The organism is Oceanococcus atlanticus (assembly GCF_002088235.1).
GTDB classification, from domain to species: Bacteria; Pseudomonadota; Gammaproteobacteria; order Nevskiales; family Oceanococcaceae; genus Oceanococcus; species Oceanococcus atlanticus.
Genome location: NZ_AQQV01000001.1, coordinates 844,835 through 863,886, shown reverse-complemented (window position 1 = coordinate 863,886; position 19,052 = coordinate 844,835). Strand labels below are relative to the sequence as shown.

Genomic DNA, 19,052 nt, shown 5'->3' with positions numbered 1-19,052 from the left:
ATGGTTTGGATACTCTCGATTGCAGCCTTTGTGGGGGCAACGTTGTCGGCCATTGCAGGGCTGGGCGGTGGCACCTTGCTCATCGGTGTGATGTTTGCAGTCGGGCTGGCTCCGGTCGTTGCGGTGCCCCTGCATGCGGCCGTGCAAGCGGTGTCCAACGCCAGCAGAGCACTGGCCTATCGGCACGACATCGATTGGCCCAGTGCGGCCTGGTTCACGCTCACTTGCCTGCCTTTGCCGTTCTTAACGGCACCCTTGATTGCACGTGCCGATGCCGACGTGATCCGGCTGATTCTGGCGCTGGCGATTGCGCTGTCTTTAATGCCGGGTGTGTCCTCCGCGCTGCATACGCAATGGCCAACCCGGCGCAAAATGTTGGTTGCGGGGGCACTGAATGGCGCAGTGGGTATGGTGATCGGCGCCACCGGGCTGATCATCGGCCCGTTCTTTCTTGATCGCAATTGGAGCAAGGAAACCACGGTGGGCACGCTGGCGCTGTGCCAAACCGTGGGGCATATGCTCAAGATTGCAGCTTTCGGCATGCTCGGGTTTGGCTTGCTGGCGCAATGGACGCTGGCTGTGCCGTTGATGGTCGCGGTTGCCGTGGGCACGCTTTTTGGGCGCCGCCTGATGCGGCTGGTTTCGCGCAAGCAGTTTGCGCTGTTGTTCAAACTGGTGCTGATCGTGCTGGCGCTGCGCCTGGCTTTCTCGGGCGGGCTCGGGTTGTGGGCGCGTTACTAGGCGTCGAAGCAGGTGCGGCTGTCGCGAAGGCGAGCCATAAACAGTCGAAAGCTGACTTCCTCGAGTAGAAAACTCACATCCAGGTGCCCCTGACTGAGGCTGCCGGCAGCATGGAAACGCACCGTGACTTTGTGCTGGCGGCTCACGCAGGGTAATGCGTGCAGCTGTTCGATCAACTGGCGGGCTATCTGTTCCAGATTGTCTGTGCTGTCGGCCTTGGTGGTCCACATCAGCAGTTCGCCTGCAGCGCGCTGTGCCACCTGGTCTGGCTGTCCAATCCAGTGGGTCAGTGCAGCTGCCGCTTCACGCTGAAGTTCGTTGTAGGCAGCCTCGCCGAGCAACTCGCGAACGGTGTGTTCATCATCCAGCCTGAACGCGATTACACCAAACTCTTCGGTGTGGTTCATCCATTCGTGCAGGCGTTCCTGTAGGCCCTGTTCATTGAGCAAGCCGGTTGTGCCATCGGTAAGCTGGCGGCGATGGCTGGCCTCCAGCTCGGAGCGGTGTTCGGCTTCGCGTTGCTGGGCTTCGTTCAATGCCTCGAGGTGAAGATCCAGGTAAATGCGCAGCAGCAACTGGGTGCCGGGCAGAAGCAGGCAGCCCATGGAGAAGGTCAGGGCCAAGGCGTAGTAGCTGGTGAACTGAGACCAGTGTGCGATTGCATGCCCGATGATCAGGCCAGCAAGCGCCAGGGTGAAGGCGCGGGTCATGCGCATCGCCGACGTGCGGTCGAGCGTGACATAGGCCAGCACCGCGATGATCTGATAGCCGGCGATGATTAAGGGTGGCTGTCCGTTCAGATAAAGCGGTTCGGTGGAGCCGAACAGCACATTGGCGGTTTGTGCCACGGTGGCGATCATGTAGACGCCGGTAAACAGACGGGCGTCGCGGTAGAAGTGCTTGTCGTTGCCGAAGGCCAGAAGCACCACAACGACCACCGAAAAGGCACTGATCAGCCCGAGCCCGGCGATGGTGTAAATCTCCAGTGGCCGGGTCTTGTAGGCCATGTAGCTCAGTACCGGCCAGACCATGATGCTCAACCAGCTGATGCGCGAGAGCAATTTGCGGCGTCTGGAGAGTCCGCTGTTGAGCGAGCTTTTGAGCGCTTGGCGAGGAAAATTGGTCATAACAGCCCCATGGCGAAGCCGCTATCTTAGTGTCTGCGCGTGCGCGATGGGGTTCGAGCCGGACTCTGGTCTGAAAAATCGCCAAAAGACGGGCTTTTGGTTATTCACTGAGTGGCGGCTTTCGGACCCGCCTGATGTGAGGTCTGTCAAGCGTCTTCCATGTGTCAGGGGGTGTTCTGTAAGCGAATGAAAACAAAGGGTTATTTCCATTTGGTCATTTTCTGATCAGGGTGCTCTTTTGTGTGTGCTGGCAAGCACTTAGCTGCGCTGTTAGCGCGTCGTTCACAAGTTTATCCACAGGCTCTGTGGATGCTTTTCGGCATGCGATAAGCTAGGGCGTTGAGCCGCGCTATCTTGAGCAAAACTATGCCGCAGTTGCACACCACTGAAGTTGATCTGGAATACCACGTGACGCCACCGCGTGGCGAAAAACGTGGCGATGTCTTGCTGATTCATGGTCTGGGTTGCCAGTTCATCCAGTGGCCTGATGCGCTGGTCGACATGCTCGCTGCCGGTGGCTATCAGGTGGTGCGTTTTGACAACCGAGATGTGGGGCTGTCGCGCTTGCATGATGCGCCACGCCCGTACAAGTACGGCGCACTGGATTTGCTGCGTTGGCGTCTGGGAAAAAGCCTGCCTTCGGCGTACACGCTGGTTGATATGGCGGCCGATGCGGTGGCCTTGCTGGATCATCTGCAGATCGAGCGCGCCCATGTGGTGGGGGCCTCGATGGGCGGCATGATCACCCAGGAACTGGCCATGCATTACCCGCAGCGCATCGCCAGCCAGACCTTAATCATGACCACCTCGGGACGACGTTCGGTCGGCCAGGCCCGCGCCTCGGTGCTGAAGTCGCTGTTCAAGCCGCCTGCCGGGCGGGATCGTGCTTCTTTGGTCAAGCATCTGGTCAAACAGTGGAGCCTTTTGCAGGGGGCAGGTTATCCCACCGATGAGGCCGAACTGACCCGGCAGGTCGAGGCCTGCGTGGATCGGGGACTCAACGGTCCCGGATTTTTGCGCCAGTCCCAGGCGGTGATGAATGCGTCCAATCGCGAACCGCGCCTGAAGAAGCTGAACCTGCCGACCCTGGTCATACACGGCAGCGATGACCCGCTGGTCAATGTGTCCGGTGGCCGCGCGCTGGCCCGCGCCATTCCGCTGGCCCGGCTGGAAGTGATCAAGGGTTGGGGCCACGATTTTCCGCCGACGCTGAATCCGCGTCTGGCCGCACTGATACTGGATCACATCAGCGCCGGAGCCGTTTGACTCTCATGGCGTTTCCCACACTTGATCAGTTGCCCGATTTGCTGCGCCCGGCGGTCGAGCGCGCCGCCACAGATATCCAGGCTGCGTTGGACGCGCTGGATGACGATGCACGCGTGCAGTGGCCGAGGGTGTTTGCCGCCAGCGCCTTCGTGCGGGAGTGGTGCGTGCGCCACCCCCAGGACATCGCGGCGATGCTCGCCGACCGGCGCCCTGAGATTGACCCACAGGCCGAGCAGGCGGATTTCGAGCGTGCATTGCGGCGTTACCGCAATCAGGTCATGGTGCGGATCGCCTGGCAGGAGATTGCCGATCTGGTTACGCCTCAGGACACCGTAGGTGCGCTCAGTGATCTGGCCGACGAGTGTCTGCAGCAGGCGGTCAGCTGGCACGAAAAGGCCATGCAGCGGCGTCACGGCCAGCCGCGTTTGCGCGACGGCTCGAGTGCGCACTTCGCGGTGATCGCCCTGGGTAAGCTGGGCGGGCGCGAGCTCAACTATTCCTCAGACGTCGATGTGATCTTCGCCTATACCGGTCTGGGTGAGTCGGATGGCGAAAAGCCGCTGGCCAACGAGCAGTACTTCGTGCGCTTGGGGCAGCGCGTGGTGTCGTGCCTCAACGACCGCAGCGAGCACGGGTTCGTGTTTCGGGTGGATCTACGCTTGCGCCCGTTCGGCGAGCAAAGCCCGGTGGCCCATTCGCTGGCCAGCCTGGAGGAATACTACGAAGCACACGGGCGCGAGTGGGAACGCTACGCCTGGGTCAAGGCACGTGCGGTGGCCGGTCATCGTGACACCGCCGAGCAGCTGATCAAGACCCTGCAACCGTTTGTCTATCGCCGCTATCTGGATTTCGGTTCGATTGCGGCGCTGCGCGACATGAAGGCGCAGATCGACGAGCAGGTGCGCAAGCGCGGGCATGAACAGGACATCAAGCTCGGCTGGGGCGGCATCCGCGAGGTGGAGTTCGTGGTCCAGGTCTTTCAGCTGGTGCGCGGCGGGGCCGAACCCGGGCTGCGCAGCAACAGCCTGATGCAGGCCATGGCCGCGGTGAAAAAGCTGGGGCTGCACCCGGCTGAGGATGTTGATGCCCTGCGCGAGGCTTACTGGTTCCTGCGCCGGGTTGAAAATTGCTGGCAGGCCCAGCGTGACCAGCAAAGCCATGTGCTGCCGGACAACGAAGAACCGCGCCTGGCGCTGGCCTGCGCCCTGGGATACGACAGCTGGCAGGCGCTGGATGCGCGTTTGCAGCGCGACCGCGCCGTGGTTCATGCGCAGTTTGCCGCGCTGTTTGCGCATCACAATGATGATGAGTCGGTGGGGGAATCCTGGCGTGCCTGGTGGCGCGGCGATTTCGACACCGCGCCGGCCGAATTCGGTGTGCGTCAGCTGGGTGAGATGCGCGACAAGGCGGAACGCTGGTTCAAGCGCGACGAAGACCGCGACGCCTTTGGCGAGCTGCTCGGCCTCATCGTGCCGCACCTGGAGGAGGCCGAAACCACCGAACGGGTGCTGGCCATTCTCGAGGCGCTGATCGGGCGCGCCAACTACGTCACCTTGCTGGTCGACAACGCGGTGGCCCGGCGCGAGCTGATCCAGCTGTGCCAGCGCAGCCCGTGGCTGGCCCAGGAGATGCGACTTTACCCTGCCGTGCTGGCCGAGCTGCTTGATCCGATCCGGCTCTACGCACCCGACGAGCGTGCGGTGCTGCGTCAGCGATTGCGTGACAATCTGGACAGCCTGCCGGCTGACGACATCGAAGCGCGCATGGACGTGATCCGGCGCACCCGTCACGCCACCATGCTGCGTATTGCGGCTGCAGATGTGGCTGCGGCGTTGCCGATCATGCGGGTCAGTGATCGCCTGTCGGAGCTGGCCGAAGAAATACTCGATGCCGCGATGGGTGAGGCGGTGGCGCAGATGCGTCAGCGTTATCCCGATTTGGGTGAACCCAATTTTGCGGTGATTGCCTACGGCAAGTTGGGCGGGCTGGAACTCAGCTACACCTCGGATTTGGATGTGGTGTTCGTCTACGATGGCGGCAGCGACGATCTGCCGCTGGACCCGCAGGTGTTCTACACCCGCCTGGCGCAGAAGCTGATCCACTTCCTGGCCACCCCGACCGGGGCTGGTACCGCCTACGAGATCGATACGCGGCTGCGCCCCTCCGGGCAGTCGGGACTGCTGGTCACCAGCATTCAGGGCCTGGCCAGCTATCAACGCGAAAAAGCCTGGACCTGGGAGCATCAGGCCCTGATCCGGGCCCGCGCCGTGGTCGGCAGCGAGGCCCTGCGTCAACAGTTCGAGGATTTGCGTCGAGAGGTTCTGGCCACACGGCGTGAGCGTCTCAAGCTACTTGGTGATGTGCGCGACATGCGCGAAAAGATGCGCGAATCACTGGCCCCGCGTGATGGCAGTTTCCATCCCAAGCAATCCCCGGGGGGCATGGTCGACATCGAGTTCCTGAGCCAGTTCGCGGTGCTGGCTCACGCCTCCAGCCTGCCACAGGTGCGCTGGTACACCGATGTGATCCGGATTCTTGAGCAGCTGGCGCAACTGGAACTGATCGATACCGCCGATGCAGAGCATCTGGCCGAGGCTTACCGTCAATTGCGCAGCATTACCCACCAGCAGTTCCTTACCGGTCAGACACAGACCACGCTGTTGCAGGCGTTCGAACCGGAGAAAACGGTGGCGCTGGTTGAGCGGCTGCAAGCGCGTCTGAGCTGAGCGTGATGCCCTCTGCGCGGCGTGCCGGATTGACCCGGCTCTGGCGCGGGTGCACGGACAGGCGCGCAGCCATCGCCGCAAAATGCGCCGCGCCGGGGTGCTTGTGCGATTGCGGGATGCAATATTCGCTGGCCAGGTAGTGCAGAAACGCTTCGCGGTGCGGCGTGCTGGGTGGACGCTGAGTGTCGATCTGCTGCATCCAGCGGCTGATCATGGCCACGCTGCTGGCTGATTCACACACCCCGGGTATCGCGTAGCAGGCCTGACCCACGGTCAGCACCGGGCGGTTGAGCAGCAGTGCCTCGATGCCCACCGTGGAATTGATGGTGATCACGCCGCGCGCCTTGCGGACCAGCTCATCGGTGCTGTTGCCGTTGGCGAAATGGATACGCGGCTCGCGTGCGGCAATGTCCTGCAGGGTGCGGTAGCGCTGCCGGCAGCTGGGATGCAGCTTGAACACCAGCTGGGTCTGGCAGGCCCCCAGTGCATGGCGTGCCGCTTCAACGACCACATCGAACAAATGGGTCATGTCGCGTATCCACGGTGAGTAGAGCAGCACTTGGCTGTCCAGACGAACCTGGAACGGAATGAACAGATAGTCCTCCGGCAGGCTGATCTCGTCATCGCTGTGGCGGCTGGGCCGCGCAATCAGGCTCTGCGGCAGAACCGTGTCGGCCTTGCGCGCGTAGTCGGCGTAAAAGCGCGGATAACGCGGTATGGCATTGTCGAAATTGACGCCCTGGGGATCGCAGGTTGTGGTGTCGGGCAGCAGACCGCATTCGAACACGTAGCTGGGCAGGGCATGGTCGCGCGCGGCGGCCAGTGCGGCGCGGGTATCCACCGATTGGCCACCCCATACGCCGATGGCATCCGGCTGATGGCGGCGGATGGCCGCGCCTGCCGCGTGGTAGTGCCAATGGGCGAAGCGCTGGTGCAGGCCCTGCAGGCGGCGCAGACGCCAGTCGGGAATGCGGTGGCGCTGCCACTTGCGCTCCATACTGTAGCGCGCCATTTCGGCGTAGCGTTGATCGGCCAGCCTGGGGCCGCCGCGCAAACCGATGGTATCGGTGCGGATATCCACAGCATCGATGTGATTGGCCAGCGTATGAAAGTAGCGACGGGCCTTGGGGGTGTTGTGAAGCAACAGAATACGTCGGGTCATCGCGGGTTCGGATGGGCGAGAGCGGGCGCGATTGAAAACCCGACGTATTGCAGCGGTTTGAATTCAGCGTGACGTTTGCATGACGTCAGATCAGGCGGGCGATGCGGGGTTACCGCGCCGGTGCGCCGGGATCATCAAGCTGCTGACCAGCAGCATCAATGCGCCGTACAGCAGGATGGCGAACAGGGTGTTGTCGCCGATCGGATCGCTCACCCCGACCGCGGCCGGAAACAGCGATGCCTTGATCAGCAGGCCAAGATTGGTATTGCGCACGGTGACCTCGATGTTGATGGCGGCCACATCGGCGCGGTTGGCGCCGAGCACCCGCGGCAGCACGAACGACACCGCGCTGAGAATCACGATGAAGGCCACAACCCAGATGATGTTGTCGCCGCCAAAGCTTTCCAGGTCGAGGCGACCGGCGCCGAGTGCGCCCACCACAATCAAGCCGATCACAAACAGCGAGCCGCGGATACACCAGCGCGACAACACCGGCGCGCTTTTCGGAAACAGGCGCAGGTAGAGCATGCCCAGCACCAGCGGCAGCAGCAGACACAGGCCGATTTCCATCGCGATGCGACCGGCCGGCATGGTGAAACCCTCTGGCAGGTGATGGGCGATCAGCAGGTCCAGGATCAGCGGTGTGGTAACCAGACAGGCCAGGGTTGCGATCGAGGTCAGGGCAATCGACAGGGCGATGTGGCCGCGGGCGAAGAAGGTGAAAATGTTGGATACGCTACCACCGGGGATGGCCGCACAGATGGCCAGACCGACGGCCAGGCCGGGGCTGGCATCCGACACGCTGATCAGCGCCCAGGCGATCAGCGGCACCAGCAGCAGTTGCAGCGCAATGCCGATACTGAAGCCGCGCGGGTCAGTGGCAACCCGGGTGAAATCGCTCAAGGCCAGCGTGGCGCCCATGCCCAGCATGGCCAGGGCCAGCTGAACCGCTGCGAACCAATACTCGTGCGCGATGTAGAAATCGAACATGTCTCCCCCAGTTGTAAAACACCGGCTCGCTGCGCTGTGGTTTTGCTTTGAGGCGTCAGCGAACGGGTGCGATCAGATTTGATAGTAGTTTCTATACCACTCGACGAAGCGTGCTACGCCGGTTTCAATCGGCGTGTCGGGCTGGTAGCCGACCGCGTGATCCAGCGCGCTGGTGTCTGCCCATGTGTTTGGGACATCACCTGGCACCATCGGTTGCATGTCGAGCGCGGCTGTCACGCCCAGGCACTCTTGCAGCACCTCTATGAAGCGCATCAAGGGCACCGGCGCCTGGTTGCCGATGTTGTAGATTCGCCACGGCGCAGATGAACTCGAGGGTTCGGGCGCATCACCGCTCCACTGTGGATTGGTGCTGGCCGGCTGATCGATGGTGCGGATGACGCCCGCCACGATGTCATCGATGTAGGTGAAATCACGCGATTGACGACCATGCCCGTAAACCGGGATGGATTCGCCAGCGAGCATCATGCGGGTGAAGCGAAACAGGGCCATGTCCGGGCGTCCCCAGGGGCCGTAGACGGTAAAGAAGCGCAGCCCGGTCATCGGCAGGCCATGCAGATGGGCAAACGCATGGGCCATCAGCTCGTTGGCTTTCTTGGTTGCCGCGTAGAAACTCATCGGGTGGTCGGCGGGTCCGCTTTCCCGAAACGGCACGGCCGTGTTGGCGCCGTACACGGAACTGGTCGAGGCGAACACCAGATGCTCGATGCGCTGCTTTTCGGTGACCTCAAGAATGTTGAAGAAACCGTCCAGATTGCTTTCCACATAGGCGCGTGGGTTGGCGAAGGAGTAGCGCACCCCGGCCTGGGCAGCCAGGTGGCAAATGCGCTGACAACCATCGGCTGCATTGTGCAGAGCCTGGGTATCACGAATGTCGACCTCGGCAAAGCGAAAGCCGGGGTAGGGCGTGAGCCAGTCCAGGCGCGCACGTTTGAGCGAAGGGTCGTAGTAGTCGTTGAGGTTGTCGATGCCGACCACTTCGTCGCCGCGTTCAAGCAGTGCCTTGGCCACGAAGGCGCCGATGAATCCGGCTACGCCGGTGACGAGAACTTTCATGCGGAGAGCAGTATGTTGCGCGAGGTCTGCGCCTCAATGGTGTAGCCGTATTCCGCCTGCAGGCGCGACACGATGTGGGTCTCGTCGTGAACATGTTCGATCACGATATAGCGCGGCCACATGGATTGCGGCGCGTTGGCGAAAAAATGTGAGAGCACGAGATGCTCGTGACCTTCGATGTCGATTTTCATCGCGCAGATGCGTTCGATCTGTTTGGCTGTGCACAGATCAAGCAGGGTTGAAACCGTGACTTCCTCGCCTTGCTGGGGCTCTGAAGCCAGTGCATTCTCACCACGCTGCTCGGCTGATACGGCGAGATAACCGGTGCCGCTGTAATCGCTCAGAGCCACTGGCGCCAGATCAATCTGGATATTGTTATTGGCCGCATTAAACAGCATGCGCTGCGACAGCGAGGCGTCCGGTTCCACGGTGATGATGCGCACATCAGGGCAGGCGCGCCCGATGTGCAGGCTGTACAGCCCAATATTGCCACCGATATCCAGAAATACGCCGCCACCGGCGAGGGCCTCGCGCAGCCAGCGAATTTCATCCACATCGAAAAACTGCGGTTCAAAGAGCTGGCGTTTTTCGCAGTAGTTGCCGCTGCTGCGCAAGCGCAGCTTGAGCTGGTCAACCTCAATGTCGAACTGGCGGGTGGGTCTTTTGATCAGTCCACGCAACAGTTTGTTGAGTGTGCGTGCCCCTGGCCAGTCGCGAGGCAGTCTGTGGCAGGCGCGCAGAATCCAGGCCGCGAAACCGCGAGGTGCAAAGTGTCCAAAGGCCAGATCAGGCGAGAGCTCGGTGGTTTTCATGAAGTGCTGGGCGTCTGATTCAGGTACTTGAGCGCGGCGGCGTGAGAGGGAATGGGGTAACCATCCTGCACCAGCTGGCTCAGTCCGTGCGGTGTTTGAACGATCCCCTGACGATCAACGGCGACGCGCATTGCTTTGTTTGCGGCGACTTCGTCCGGGTTGCGGTAGCCGCGCGCGTGGTCAAGGTGGACCACAATGGCGTCGTAGCGGACGTGGACGGGGCGCACACCGGCATTGACCAGGCGCACGCCAAATTCTCGGTCCAGGCCGCCGTAGCGCATGCGCTCGTCGTAGCCATTAACGCGGATCACGTCTTCAAGCCAGGCTGAAGCGTTCGAGCCCTTGAGGTTGCATTTGGTCGGTGTCAGACGATTGAGCCAGCGTGCCATGGTGGGGCCGGCATCGATCTTCGAACGTTTGGCCGAGCGGGGGAGTCCGTTATCGCGTAGCCAGTGCCAGTCGAAACAACGGCCCGCATCGATGTCCTCTCGGTTGATCAGCTTGCTGGTGCTCATCGGGAGCTTGTAGTAGCTCCCCGAGAGATAGGTACGCGGCGCCGCACGGCGCGCATGAACTTCAAGAAAGTCAGCGCGCGGTATGCAGTCGCCGTCGGTGAACACCAGGTAGTCGTGCCGCGCGTGCAGGATGGCTTTGTTCAGGATGCGGCACTTCTGGAAACCGTCATCCTCTTGCCATACGTGTTGCACGTTCAAGCCCAGTGCCTGGCTTTGCTCCTGGACGAGCGCGGCGGTTTCGGGCTTTGAGCCATCGTCTGCGATGATCAGTTCAAAGTCGCGAAAGGTCTGCGCGGCATAGCCCCATAGAAGCTTTTGCAACCATTCGGTCGCATTGTATGTGGTTGCAATGACGGACAGTTGCATGCGCGTGGTGGGCTAAGTCGGCGGAAAGGCGGGAGAGTAATTGAAGTTGGCGAAATCGTCGCGATACAGGTGCAAAACGCGCTGGGCCAAATTGCCTTGGTAAAACTGCTCAAGCTTTTTGCTGGCGCCGGTTGCGTTGCTCAGCACCTGCTGGATGCCCTGGTCGCTTTGTCGGCCAAGGCGGTTAAGTACGCTGTTGACGTCCTGGTTTAGCGATTCGGTTTTGCCGATGAAATCGAAGCGTTCGCGCGGCAACAGCAGCAGGTCGGTTTGCGGAGCCCAGTGCGCATTTTTGTGCAGCGCGCCCGTCTCGAGCCGCCTTATAAAGTGGCTGAAGCCGCGCACTTGGTCGGCACGTGATTGCCCTCGGCCCAACTTGTCGAGATAGGCGGAGAGCACCCGTGTGTAAGGATTGCGGACAAAAGTAAAAGCAAACAGTTGATCGAGTTCACCGAGTTGCGCCCGATTGAGTTGGGCCGGGGTGCTGAAAACCTTTTTCGCGCGTTTTGAGGGGACATCGTGACCCAGTTTCAGGCGCGCCAGCGTGGTCGTCACGGTGGAGTTGCCGGCTTTGGGAATGCGGTTGAAGAAAAATCCCAGGTCCAGATCGACACATCCACGGGAATCCGCAGATGCGGCCGAAACACCGCCACGATAGGGAAAGCTTCGATAGAACGGCCGGTGCGGGACCAGCAAATTGTTGTAAATCAGTTTATGAGTGCGACGTTGCATACCGAATCGGTGGTTTTGAAATATCGTGAACGCAAGGCAATAACAGCAGATGTTTGAAAATATAGTAACGACGATCAATTCGCGCTTCATATTCCTGTTCGCGATAGCATGACCTGACGCTTCGCGGGCCTGGGCTGAGTTCCAGCGCCGCGGTGTGCAGTTCCGCCGCTGATGAATGCATCCATGTCGCAGAATTTTTACTTTCTGGTTTTTTCGTTTAACCGCGGCCGTTTCCTCGACAACTGCGTGCGTTCTATTGCTGAGCATGTGCCCGGTGCACGTATTCGCATTTACGACGACGACAGTGATGATCCGGCTACCTGTGATGTGCTGGAGCGCCTGGAGGCGCAGCATGAGGTGGTGCGCGCACGCGATCTGGGGGGCAACAGCGGCCGCCATGGTGGGCTCTACGCGAATATGCAGGCAGCGGTGGACGCCGTGCCTGATAGCGCATTGTTCTGCTGTATCCAGGATGACATGCAGATTGTCCGAACGATTCAGCCGGATGAACTCGCCCAGTGGCGCGAGCATCTTGTACAGCGGCCAGATGTTGCGTTTTTGCACCCTTGCTTTCTCAAGGGCAGCAATCGCCAGCGTGACGCGGCCAGGACACATTTTGATCCGACCACCGGGTATTACGTTCGCAAAGCCGAAGTGCGTGGCGCGGGGGTTTACTACGCGGATGTGATGGTGTCCCTTGGCGGACGCCTGGAGCAAAAGGGGTGGCGCTTCCAGACGCGCGAGTCGGGCAACGAAGCCCAGGCGCGCGCCCTGTTCCCACCGATGGAATTTCTTTTCGCGCCTTTTGCGATGTGGTTACCGTCAGTGCCGGTGTATCGCGGGCGGCAGCGTACCCGGGCGCTGCAGTGGGCTGAACATTTGAGCGCATGCGGTTTTCATCCGTTCAATGCGCTGTCCGAGGAGGATGCAGTGCGGCTCAAGGCGCGCGAGCCGGCCTGCTTGCCGGAGGCCGAAGCTTGGCTGAGCTTGCGTCAGCCCGGATTGCCTGAGCCCTGGCGTTACGATCCGTTTCAAGGGCGGAATTGGCTGCGCCATCTGGACAGGCTGGAGCGCTTCTGGCGGGCTCGCCTAGGCGGCTGAGGTCGGCTGGTAGTGATCCTGGATCAGCGGCCGAATCAGATCGGCTGCATCCGTTGGTGAAATGAAACGGCGCCCCGTACTTTGCGAATGCACGGTCAGGAAGGCACAGCCCGGGTCATTGAGGTGACCGGCCACGCCGGCCTGCAGCGCTGCGTGATCTTCGCTCTTGGGGTAGAGGTAGCGCACCCGCTGCGGGGCTTGCCAGCACACCTGTGTTGCGGTGACGTGGTGGTGCACGAACGCGCGATAGCAAGCGAATTCTGACCAGCGCCGCGGCGGCTGATTCATCAGCACCTGCCACCAGGGTTGACGATAGCGAGACTCGAGATAGGCGAACATATCCCGGGTCAGTTGCGGTGACATCGGAAACGGGGTGTCAAAGTAATCGTCGCAAGGCGTGGTGGCCCCGCTCTCGGAAAACAGGCGATGGGCCGTGCGATTCCACTTCGCTGTCTTGCCACGCAGCCTTTCGGCGCTGACTTGGTGATGATAAGTCAGGGCCTGGCCAGGCGTGATGAAGTCCTCAGCGCGTGCGTGACGCGTCGTGATTACGTCTGAATCGATGACCACGACCAGGTCGGCCTGAGATTGTGCGACCAGGGTGAGTTTGGTGATCTGCTGCATCTGCCAGCCCATGGCACGGACCCATTGCGGCCAGCCATAGCGTGTGGTGCTGGTCATCCATTTGGTCAGCGTTCGACCGTAGCGGTGCTGGAGCACAATGGCCATTTGACGCTGTTGGTCGAGATCGTCCGCAAGGATGGTACGGGTTGGCAGGATTTGCACCACGTTGCCGGAGGCATGCTCGAACAGCTCGATATCTTCGCTGTGCACCCCGATGCGGTGGGGAATGTCACGCAATGCGGAGTACGACAATGCCTGGCGCATGAGTTGGAAGGGTGCCAGGTCACCCCGCCAGGTGGCCGTAACCAACTCCAGTTTCGGAGCATTGGCGGGCGGTTTGCATGGGCGAGAAGCTGTGCTCAAAAGCGCATCCAGAACATGACCAATTGGCATCCGGCCCATCGGGCTCGGCGGCGCCTGCGTGTGGGGCAAAGTGTATCATTGCAAAACGCCGTATCCGCGGCGATGCCCAATTTGCGCTGACGTTTTCGCCGTTTCTCTGCCCATGAAAAAGCTGCTGGATAAAGCCGTTCTGCTGTTCTACAAACTGGCCGCCAGTGGCTTGGTGCCTGCGCGTTGGTTTGCGCCCGGCCTGCCCAGCGAAGACGAGCGGGTTGCCATGACCGGGCACCTGCAAATCGAAATAGTCAGCCATTGCTGGCAGTACAGTCATTTGCTGGTCTACCAGCTCAGTTCCCTGATCCTGCACCCGCCGCAGGACACACGCATCGTGATGACCGTGTTCTACGCGCCGGAGGATGCGCACACGGCGGCGCTGCTGGCGTTTATTCAGCAGCATGACGTGCCCAATGTCAGCTGGAACTGGCAGCCGCTGGCGCCGCAGGAACTGTTCCGACGCTCGATCGGGCGCAACAGGGCAGCCCTCGCTTCGCAGGCCGACTGGGTCTGGTTCACCGACTGCGACCTGGTCTTTGCGCCGGGGTGTCTGGATCAACTGGCTGAGGAGCTGCAGGGGCGGCGGGATGCTCTGGTGTTCCCCTGTCAGGAGCAGGTCACCACGCTGCTGCGCGCGGATGATCCTTTGCTCAGCGCAGATGCGCAGTGGACGCTGCGCGATGTCGACACCAGCCAGTTCTACAGCCGCGATATCTCGCGCGCGACCGGCCCGTTGCAGATCACCCATGGCGATGTCGCCCGGGCGGTCGGCTACTGCCGCGATACGCCGTTCTTCCAGCGTCCCGAAGACAGCTTTGCCAAGTGCCACGAAGATCGTATTTTCCGCTGGCTGTTGCAGACCCAGGGCGTGCCAATCGAACTGGCCGGCGTATGCCGTATCCGGCACGCTGAAAAAGGACGCTACAAAGCCGGTGCCCAAGCCCATATCCGCGGTGGTCTTCGGCAATGGCGCGAGCGCGTGAGCGGGCGCGGCTGACGCGACTAACCGCGTCGCCGGAACTGCGGATACAATACGCAGTTACCCATAAACGCCCATCTCGAATTGGGCAAAAACAGCAGGATCGATCTATGACATCTATGGCCGACCGTGATGGTCTGATCTGGTATGACGGTGAGTTGGTGCCGTGGCGTGACGCCACCACCCACGTACTGACGCATACATTGCATTACGGCATGGGTGTCTTCGAAGGTGTACGCGCGTACGAAACCCCCCGTGGCACGGCCATTTTTCGCCTGCAGGAACACACCAAGCGGCTGTTCAACTCCGCCCGTATCCTCAACATGACGATTCCGTTCTCGGTGGAGGAGATCAATCAGGCGCAGATCGCTGCGGTGCGCGAGAACAAACTGGCTTCCGCTTACATGCGGCCGATGGTGTTCTACGGATCCGAGGGCATGGGGCTGCGTGCCGACAACCTCAAGACCCACGTGATCGTGGCGGCCTGGACCTGGGGCGCTTATCTGGGCGCGGACAACATGGAGCGCGGCATTCGTATCCGCACCAGCTCCTACACGCGCCACCATGTGAACGTGACCATGTGCCGGGCCAAGGCCAACGGCAACTACATCAATTCCATGCTGGCCCTGCAGGAAGCGGTGCGTGACGGTTACGACGAAGCCCTGCTGCTGGACACCGAGGGCTACGTGGCCGAAGGGTCAGGTGAAAACATCTTTGCGGTGTTTGATGGTGAGCTGCATACCCCGACCCTGTTGTCGGCGCTGGATGGCATCACCCGCAAGACCATCTTCACCCTGGCCGATGAGCTGGGCATCAAGGTGGTCGAGCGGCGTATGACCCGAGATGAGCTATACGTCGCCGATGAAGCCTTCTTTACCGGCACGGCTGCGGAAGTGACCCCGATTCGTGAGCTTGACGGTCGCACCATCGGCTGCGGCAGCCGCGGCCCGCTGACCGAAAAGTTGCAGTCCCTGTACTTCGATCACGTCAGCGGCAAGCGTGATGATCATCCGGAATGGCTGACCTACGTCGATTGAACCGGCTCGGCTGGCGGCACGACGCGTGATTGAAGAGCGTGTCGTCGCCGTCGACGATGACTGGATCATTTTTGATCCCGGTCTGATTGTCGAGCCAACCCCGGCGTCGTTCGATCCGGCGGCATGGGGTCGTGCGGTGGTGGGCAGTGCCGAGGGGCGCTCCAGCGCCTGGTTCATTGAGCACGAGGAGCAAGCCTGGGTGCTGCGCCACTACTGGCGCGGTGGCTTGCCCGGTAAGCTGTTCAAGGACAAATATTTCTATCCCGGCCGCGAGCGTGCGCGCCCCTTCCGTGAATGGCGGGTGTTGGTTCAGGCGCACGCCGATGGCGTCAATGTACCGCGCCCGGTGGCGGCGCGGCTTCATCGCCACAGCCTGCTCAACTACAGCGGTGACATTCTCATGCAGCGCATCGTCGGGGCGCATTCGCTGGCCGACAAGCTGGCTGATGGCAGCATGACGCCGGCGCTGTGGGATGCCATGGCCATGGCGATTGCCCGTTGTCATCAGGCCGGTTACTGGCATGCGGACCTCAACGCACGCAATCTGCTGTGCCGTGACGGGCAGTGGTGGTTGATCGATTTCGACCGCGCGCGCAAGCGCACGGCGGGGACCTGGGGCTACGAGAATATCCGTCGGCTCAAGCGCTCGCTGGACAAGCTGAGTGCGGCTGGCGAACTGCGCTATTCACGCCAACAATGGCGTGATTTCGTGGAGGCCTGGCACGTGGGGCTGTGCGGGCCGGGCTGATGCGTTACCGCCTGCTGATCTATCTCCTGACCCCGCTGGCACTTGCGTTCATGTGGTGGCGCGGGCGCAAGGAGCCGGCCTGGCGTGAGGGCTGGGCGCAACGCTGGGGGCGCAATCTGCCGCAAGCCGATGCGCAGCAGGCGCCGCTGTGGATCCACGCGGCGTCGGTGGGGGAGGTCAATTCTGCAGCCTCCTTGCTGGCCGAGGTGCAGCAACGCTGGCCACACTGTCCGCTGTATCTCACGGCCTTCACCCCGACCGGTGTGGCGCGTTTGCGCACGCTGGTGCCGGCGGCGCGGGTCAGCCTGTTGCCGCTGGACTTGCCGGGCGCCATGGCGCGTTTCGTGAACACGCTCAAGCCGCGCGCACTGGTCGTGCTCGAGACCGAATGCTGGCCGCATATGCTTGAGGCCTGTGCCCGACGCAATGTTCCTGTGATCTGGCTGAGTGGGCGTCTGCGCGCCAGCTCGGTGAGCGGCATGCACAAATTATTTGGTCAGACGCTATTGCATCGTGCCTTTGCCGGCATCCAGGCGTGGGGTGTGCAGAGCGCGGATGATGCCGAACGTTTCAAAGCCCTGGGTGCGCCGGACGAGCGCGTGCAGGTGACCGGCTCACTCAAATTTGATCTGAACATTGCGTCCGACCTGACCGAGCGCGCGCGACAATGGCGCGACTGTGCCGGTGAGCGCCCGCTGTGGCTTGCTGCAAGCACCCATGCGGGTGAGGAAGAGCTGGTGGTGGAGGCGCATCAGGCGGTGCGTGCGGTGTATCCCGATGCATTACTGGTACTGGCGCCGCGTCATCCGCGCCGCCGCGCCGAGGTGGAGGCTGTGCTTCAGGGTGCCGGGCAGGACTGGCGCCTGCGCAGTGAAAGTGCCACGCCCGAGGCTGCGTCGGTGTATCTGGTCGATACGCTGGGCGAGTTGATGCTGTTCTATGCCGCCTGCGATGTGGCTTTTGTCGGTGGCAGTCTGGTGCCTGTTGGTGGCCACAACCTGCTTGAGCCGGCCGCGCTGGGTGCGCCGGTGATCACGGGGGCTTATGTGGACAGTTGCGCCGATGTCGCCGCAGCGCTGGAGCAGGAGGGTGCGCTGCTGCGTGTGAATGCAGAGCAAACTCTGGCGGCGCGTGTGCTGCAGTGTCTGGATGATGAGCCTGCGCTTCAGCGCATGGGCCACGCCGGGCAGGCATTTGCCCGGCGTAACCGAGGGGCCTTGGCGCGCAGCCTGGAATTGCTGGCGCCGCTGGTGGATGGGCCTAGTTGATCAGCATCGCGTCGACCTGCTGCAGGTCGGCGTAAGCCAGGGCGCCAACGGCCTGCTTCAGGCGCAGTACGCTGAGCAGGTAATCGTAGCGCGCACGGGACAGATCGCGTTGCGCGCCGAACAGCTCACGCTGCGCGTTGAGCACATCGACCGAGGTGCGCGAACCAACCTTGAAGCCTGCTTCAATGGCTTCCAGTGCAGTCTCGGCCGATGTCACGGCCTGGCGCAGTGCGGACACCTGAACCTCGCCGGTGACCACGCCATCGTAGGCGTCGCGGGCCAGTTGCACAGTCTCGCGGCGGGCACGCAGCAGGTCGGCTTCGGACTGTTCGTAACGGAAGCGTGATTCACGCACGGCGGCAAGTGCGCCACCGCCACGGAACAGCGGAATCTCCAGTTGCAGACCGACAACACTGGTTTCCGATTCCAGCCCTTGTGGCGTGTCCGATTGATCGTTGATTTGGTGTTCGGCGAAAAGATTCAACTGAGGCAGCTGAGAAGACTGTTTCTCACGGATTTGCTGATACGCAATGCGTGAGCTGAATTCGAACTGCTTGAGGTTGAGGTTGTTTTGCATGGCCTGGTCAACCCAGGCTTCTGGAGCGGCGGGCTCGGGCGGGGCAACTTCTAGCGGCGTTCTGAGCGGCTGCGGGCTGTCAGGGCGGGTCCCGGTGATGACCTGCAGGGCCTCGCGAGCGGAGCGTAGCCTGGAAGCTGCCACAATTTCCTGCGCGCGACTCGCGTCAAAGCGCGCCTGAGCTTCCTGTACGTCGGTGATCGCTGACAAGCCAACTTCGTAGCGACTCTTGGCCTGCTGCAGCTGCTGACCAATGGCCTCTTTCTCAGCCTTGGCGAAGCGCAGGCTGTCTTCTGCGGCCAGCCAGTCAAAGTAAGCGCTGGTGACGCGCAAAATCAGTTCCTGGTCGGCCGCTGCCAGCCCGGTTTCGGCCTGGCCGAGGCGGTCGCCGATCTGCTTGTATTGCGCAAACGCGGCCCAGTTGAAGATCGGTTGGCTCAGGCGTAATGCAGCTGAATAGGACGTTGCGTAGGACTCCCCCACGTACTGCGGAATTGTGCTGGCAGTAATTTCATCACGCTGGCGTTGTGCAGTGCCGCTAGCCGTCAACTGCGGGAGAATGGCAGCGCGCAAAGCGCCCTTACTTTGCAGATTTGCTTGGTATTCTGCGCGCGAGCTCTGGTATTGAGCGTCATAGTCCAGCGCTTGTTGGTAGAGGTCTTCCAGCATGTTTGCCGAGCTGGAAAATGCGGCAAATGCCAGCACCAGGCCGAGTCGGTGGGGGTGCTTCACAGTGTTCTTCTCCCTGAACTAAACAGCGTTATATGAACGCGAGATCGATGGATTGTTCCGTATTGGTTGACAAGCGCCT

17 protein-coding genes are annotated in these 19,052 nt (G+C 61.6%); 8 read left to right on the top strand and 9 right to left on the bottom strand.

Annotation, left to right across the window (positions count from 1 at the left end):
• Positions 1 to 741: a sulfite exporter TauE/SafE family protein gene (locus ATO7_RS04080; protein ID WP_083559761.1), complete on the top strand. Its 741-nt coding sequence runs from the start codon at positions 1 to 3 to the stop codon at positions 739 to 741.
• Here the strand turns inward: ATO7_RS04080 and ATO7_RS04075 are convergent.
• On the bottom strand, positions 738 to 1,868 hold the full coding sequence (locus ATO7_RS04075) for a GGDEF domain-containing protein (RefSeq protein WP_083559759.1): 1,131 nt from the start codon (positions 1,866 to 1,868) through the stop codon (positions 738 to 740). The two genes, ATO7_RS04080 and ATO7_RS04075, sit on opposite strands and share 4 nt — an antisense overlap.
• A gap of 366 nt (positions 1,869 to 2,234) precedes the next feature.
• On the opposite strand from ATO7_RS04075, the gene ATO7_RS04070 reads away from it, so the two are divergent.
• Both ATO7_RS04070 and glnE read left to right on the top strand, forming a co-directional pair.
• Positions 2,235 to 3,134: an alpha/beta fold hydrolase gene (locus ATO7_RS04070; RefSeq protein WP_083559757.1), complete on the top strand. Its 900-nt coding sequence runs from the start codon at positions 2,235 to 2,237 to the stop codon at positions 3,132 to 3,134.
• 5 nt (positions 3,135 to 3,139) lie between these two features.
• Positions 3,140 to 5,860: a bifunctional [glutamate--ammonia ligase]-adenylyl-L-tyrosine phosphorylase/[glutamate--ammonia-ligase] adenylyltransferase gene (gene glnE / locus ATO7_RS04065; RefSeq protein WP_083559755.1), complete on the top strand. Its 2,721-nt coding sequence runs from the start codon at positions 3,140 to 3,142 to the stop codon at positions 5,858 to 5,860.
• On the opposite strand, the gene ATO7_RS04060 is transcribed toward glnE, so the two are convergent.
• The 6 genes from ATO7_RS04060 to ATO7_RS16910 all read right to left on the bottom strand — a co-directional run bounded on the left by ATO7_RS04060 (position 5,769) and on the right by ATO7_RS16910 (position 11,601).
• Positions 5,769 to 7,022: a capsular polysaccharide export protein, LipB/KpsS family gene (locus ATO7_RS04060; RefSeq protein WP_083559753.1), complete on the bottom strand. Its 1,254-nt coding sequence runs from the start codon at positions 7,020 to 7,022 to the stop codon at positions 5,769 to 5,771. The two genes, glnE and ATO7_RS04060, sit on opposite strands and share 92 nt — an antisense overlap.
• Positions 7,023 to 7,112: 90 nt before the next feature.
• Positions 7,113 to 8,012, bottom strand: a complete 900-nt coding sequence (locus ATO7_RS04055; RefSeq protein ID WP_083559751.1) for a bile acid:sodium symporter family protein — start codon at positions 8,010 to 8,012, stop codon at positions 7,113 to 7,115.
• Between the two features lie 72 nt (positions 8,013 to 8,084).
• Entirely contained in the window at positions 8,085 to 9,086 is a 1,002-nt protein-coding gene (locus tag ATO7_RS04050) for an NAD-dependent epimerase (protein WP_083559748.1), read from the bottom strand.
• Entirely contained in the window at positions 9,083 to 9,898 is an 816-nt protein-coding gene (locus ATO7_RS04045; RefSeq protein WP_083559746.1) for an FkbM family methyltransferase, read from the bottom strand. The genes ATO7_RS04050 and ATO7_RS04045 overlap by 4 nt, the downstream gene beginning before the upstream one ends.
• On the bottom strand, positions 9,895 to 10,779 hold the full coding sequence (locus tag ATO7_RS04040; protein WP_083559744.1) for a glycosyltransferase: 885 nt from the start codon (positions 10,777 to 10,779) through the stop codon (positions 9,895 to 9,897). Before ATO7_RS04040 ends, ATO7_RS04045 begins: the two co-directional genes overlap by 4 nt.
• A 12-nt stretch (positions 10,780 to 10,791) precedes the next feature.
• On the bottom strand, positions 10,792 to 11,601 hold the full coding sequence (locus ATO7_RS16910; protein ID WP_158523028.1) for a sulfotransferase family protein: 810 nt from the start codon (positions 11,599 to 11,601) through the stop codon (positions 10,792 to 10,794).
• A gap of 93 nt (positions 11,602 to 11,694) precedes the next feature.
• Between ATO7_RS16910 and ATO7_RS16905 the strand changes: the two genes are divergently transcribed.
• Positions 11,695 to 12,612: a glycosyltransferase family A protein gene (locus ATO7_RS16905; protein ID WP_158523027.1), complete on the top strand. Its 918-nt coding sequence runs from the start codon at positions 11,695 to 11,697 to the stop codon at positions 12,610 to 12,612.
• On the opposite strand, the gene ATO7_RS04025 is transcribed toward ATO7_RS16905, so the two are convergent.
• Positions 12,601 to 13,500 (bottom strand): DUF6492 family protein, encoded by a 900-nt coding sequence (locus tag ATO7_RS04025; protein WP_158523026.1) that lies wholly within the window; start codon positions 13,498 to 13,500, stop codon positions 12,601 to 12,603. The genes ATO7_RS16905 and ATO7_RS04025 overlap by 12 nt on opposite strands.
• Positions 13,501 to 13,741: 241 nt before the next feature.
• Here ATO7_RS04025 and ATO7_RS04020 point away from each other — a divergent pair, with 241 nt between their 5' ends.
• The 4 genes from ATO7_RS04020 to ATO7_RS04005 all read left to right on the top strand — a co-directional run bounded on the left by ATO7_RS04020 (position 13,742) and on the right by ATO7_RS04005 (position 17,664).
• Entirely contained in the window at positions 13,742 to 14,629 is an 888-nt protein-coding gene (locus ATO7_RS04020; protein ID WP_146680133.1) for a glycosyltransferase family 2 protein, read from the top strand.
• Between the two features lie 92 nt (positions 14,630 to 14,721).
• Entirely contained in the window at positions 14,722 to 15,648 is a 927-nt protein-coding gene (locus tag ATO7_RS04015; protein WP_083559736.1) for a branched-chain amino acid transaminase, read from the top strand.
• A gap of 25 nt (positions 15,649 to 15,673) precedes the next feature.
• Positions 15,674 to 16,396 carry a 3-deoxy-D-manno-octulosonic acid kinase gene (locus ATO7_RS04010; RefSeq protein WP_158523025.1) on the top strand — a complete coding sequence of 241 codons (723 nt, stop codon included), beginning with the start codon at positions 15,674 to 15,676 and terminating at the stop codon, positions 16,394 to 16,396.
• Positions 16,396 to 17,664, top strand: coding sequence for a 3-deoxy-D-manno-octulosonic acid transferase (locus ATO7_RS04005; protein ID WP_146680132.1), 1,269 nt, complete (start codon positions 16,396 to 16,398; stop codon positions 17,662 to 17,664). Before ATO7_RS04010 ends, ATO7_RS04005 begins: the two co-directional genes overlap by 1 nt.
• Here ATO7_RS04005 and ATO7_RS04000 read toward each other — a convergent pair.
• Positions 17,657 to 18,973: a TolC family outer membrane protein gene (locus tag ATO7_RS04000; RefSeq protein WP_146680131.1), complete on the bottom strand. Its 1,317-nt coding sequence runs from the start codon at positions 18,971 to 18,973 to the stop codon at positions 17,657 to 17,659. The two genes, ATO7_RS04005 and ATO7_RS04000, sit on opposite strands and share 8 nt — an antisense overlap.
• Positions 18,974 to 19,052: the final 79 nt, after the last annotated feature.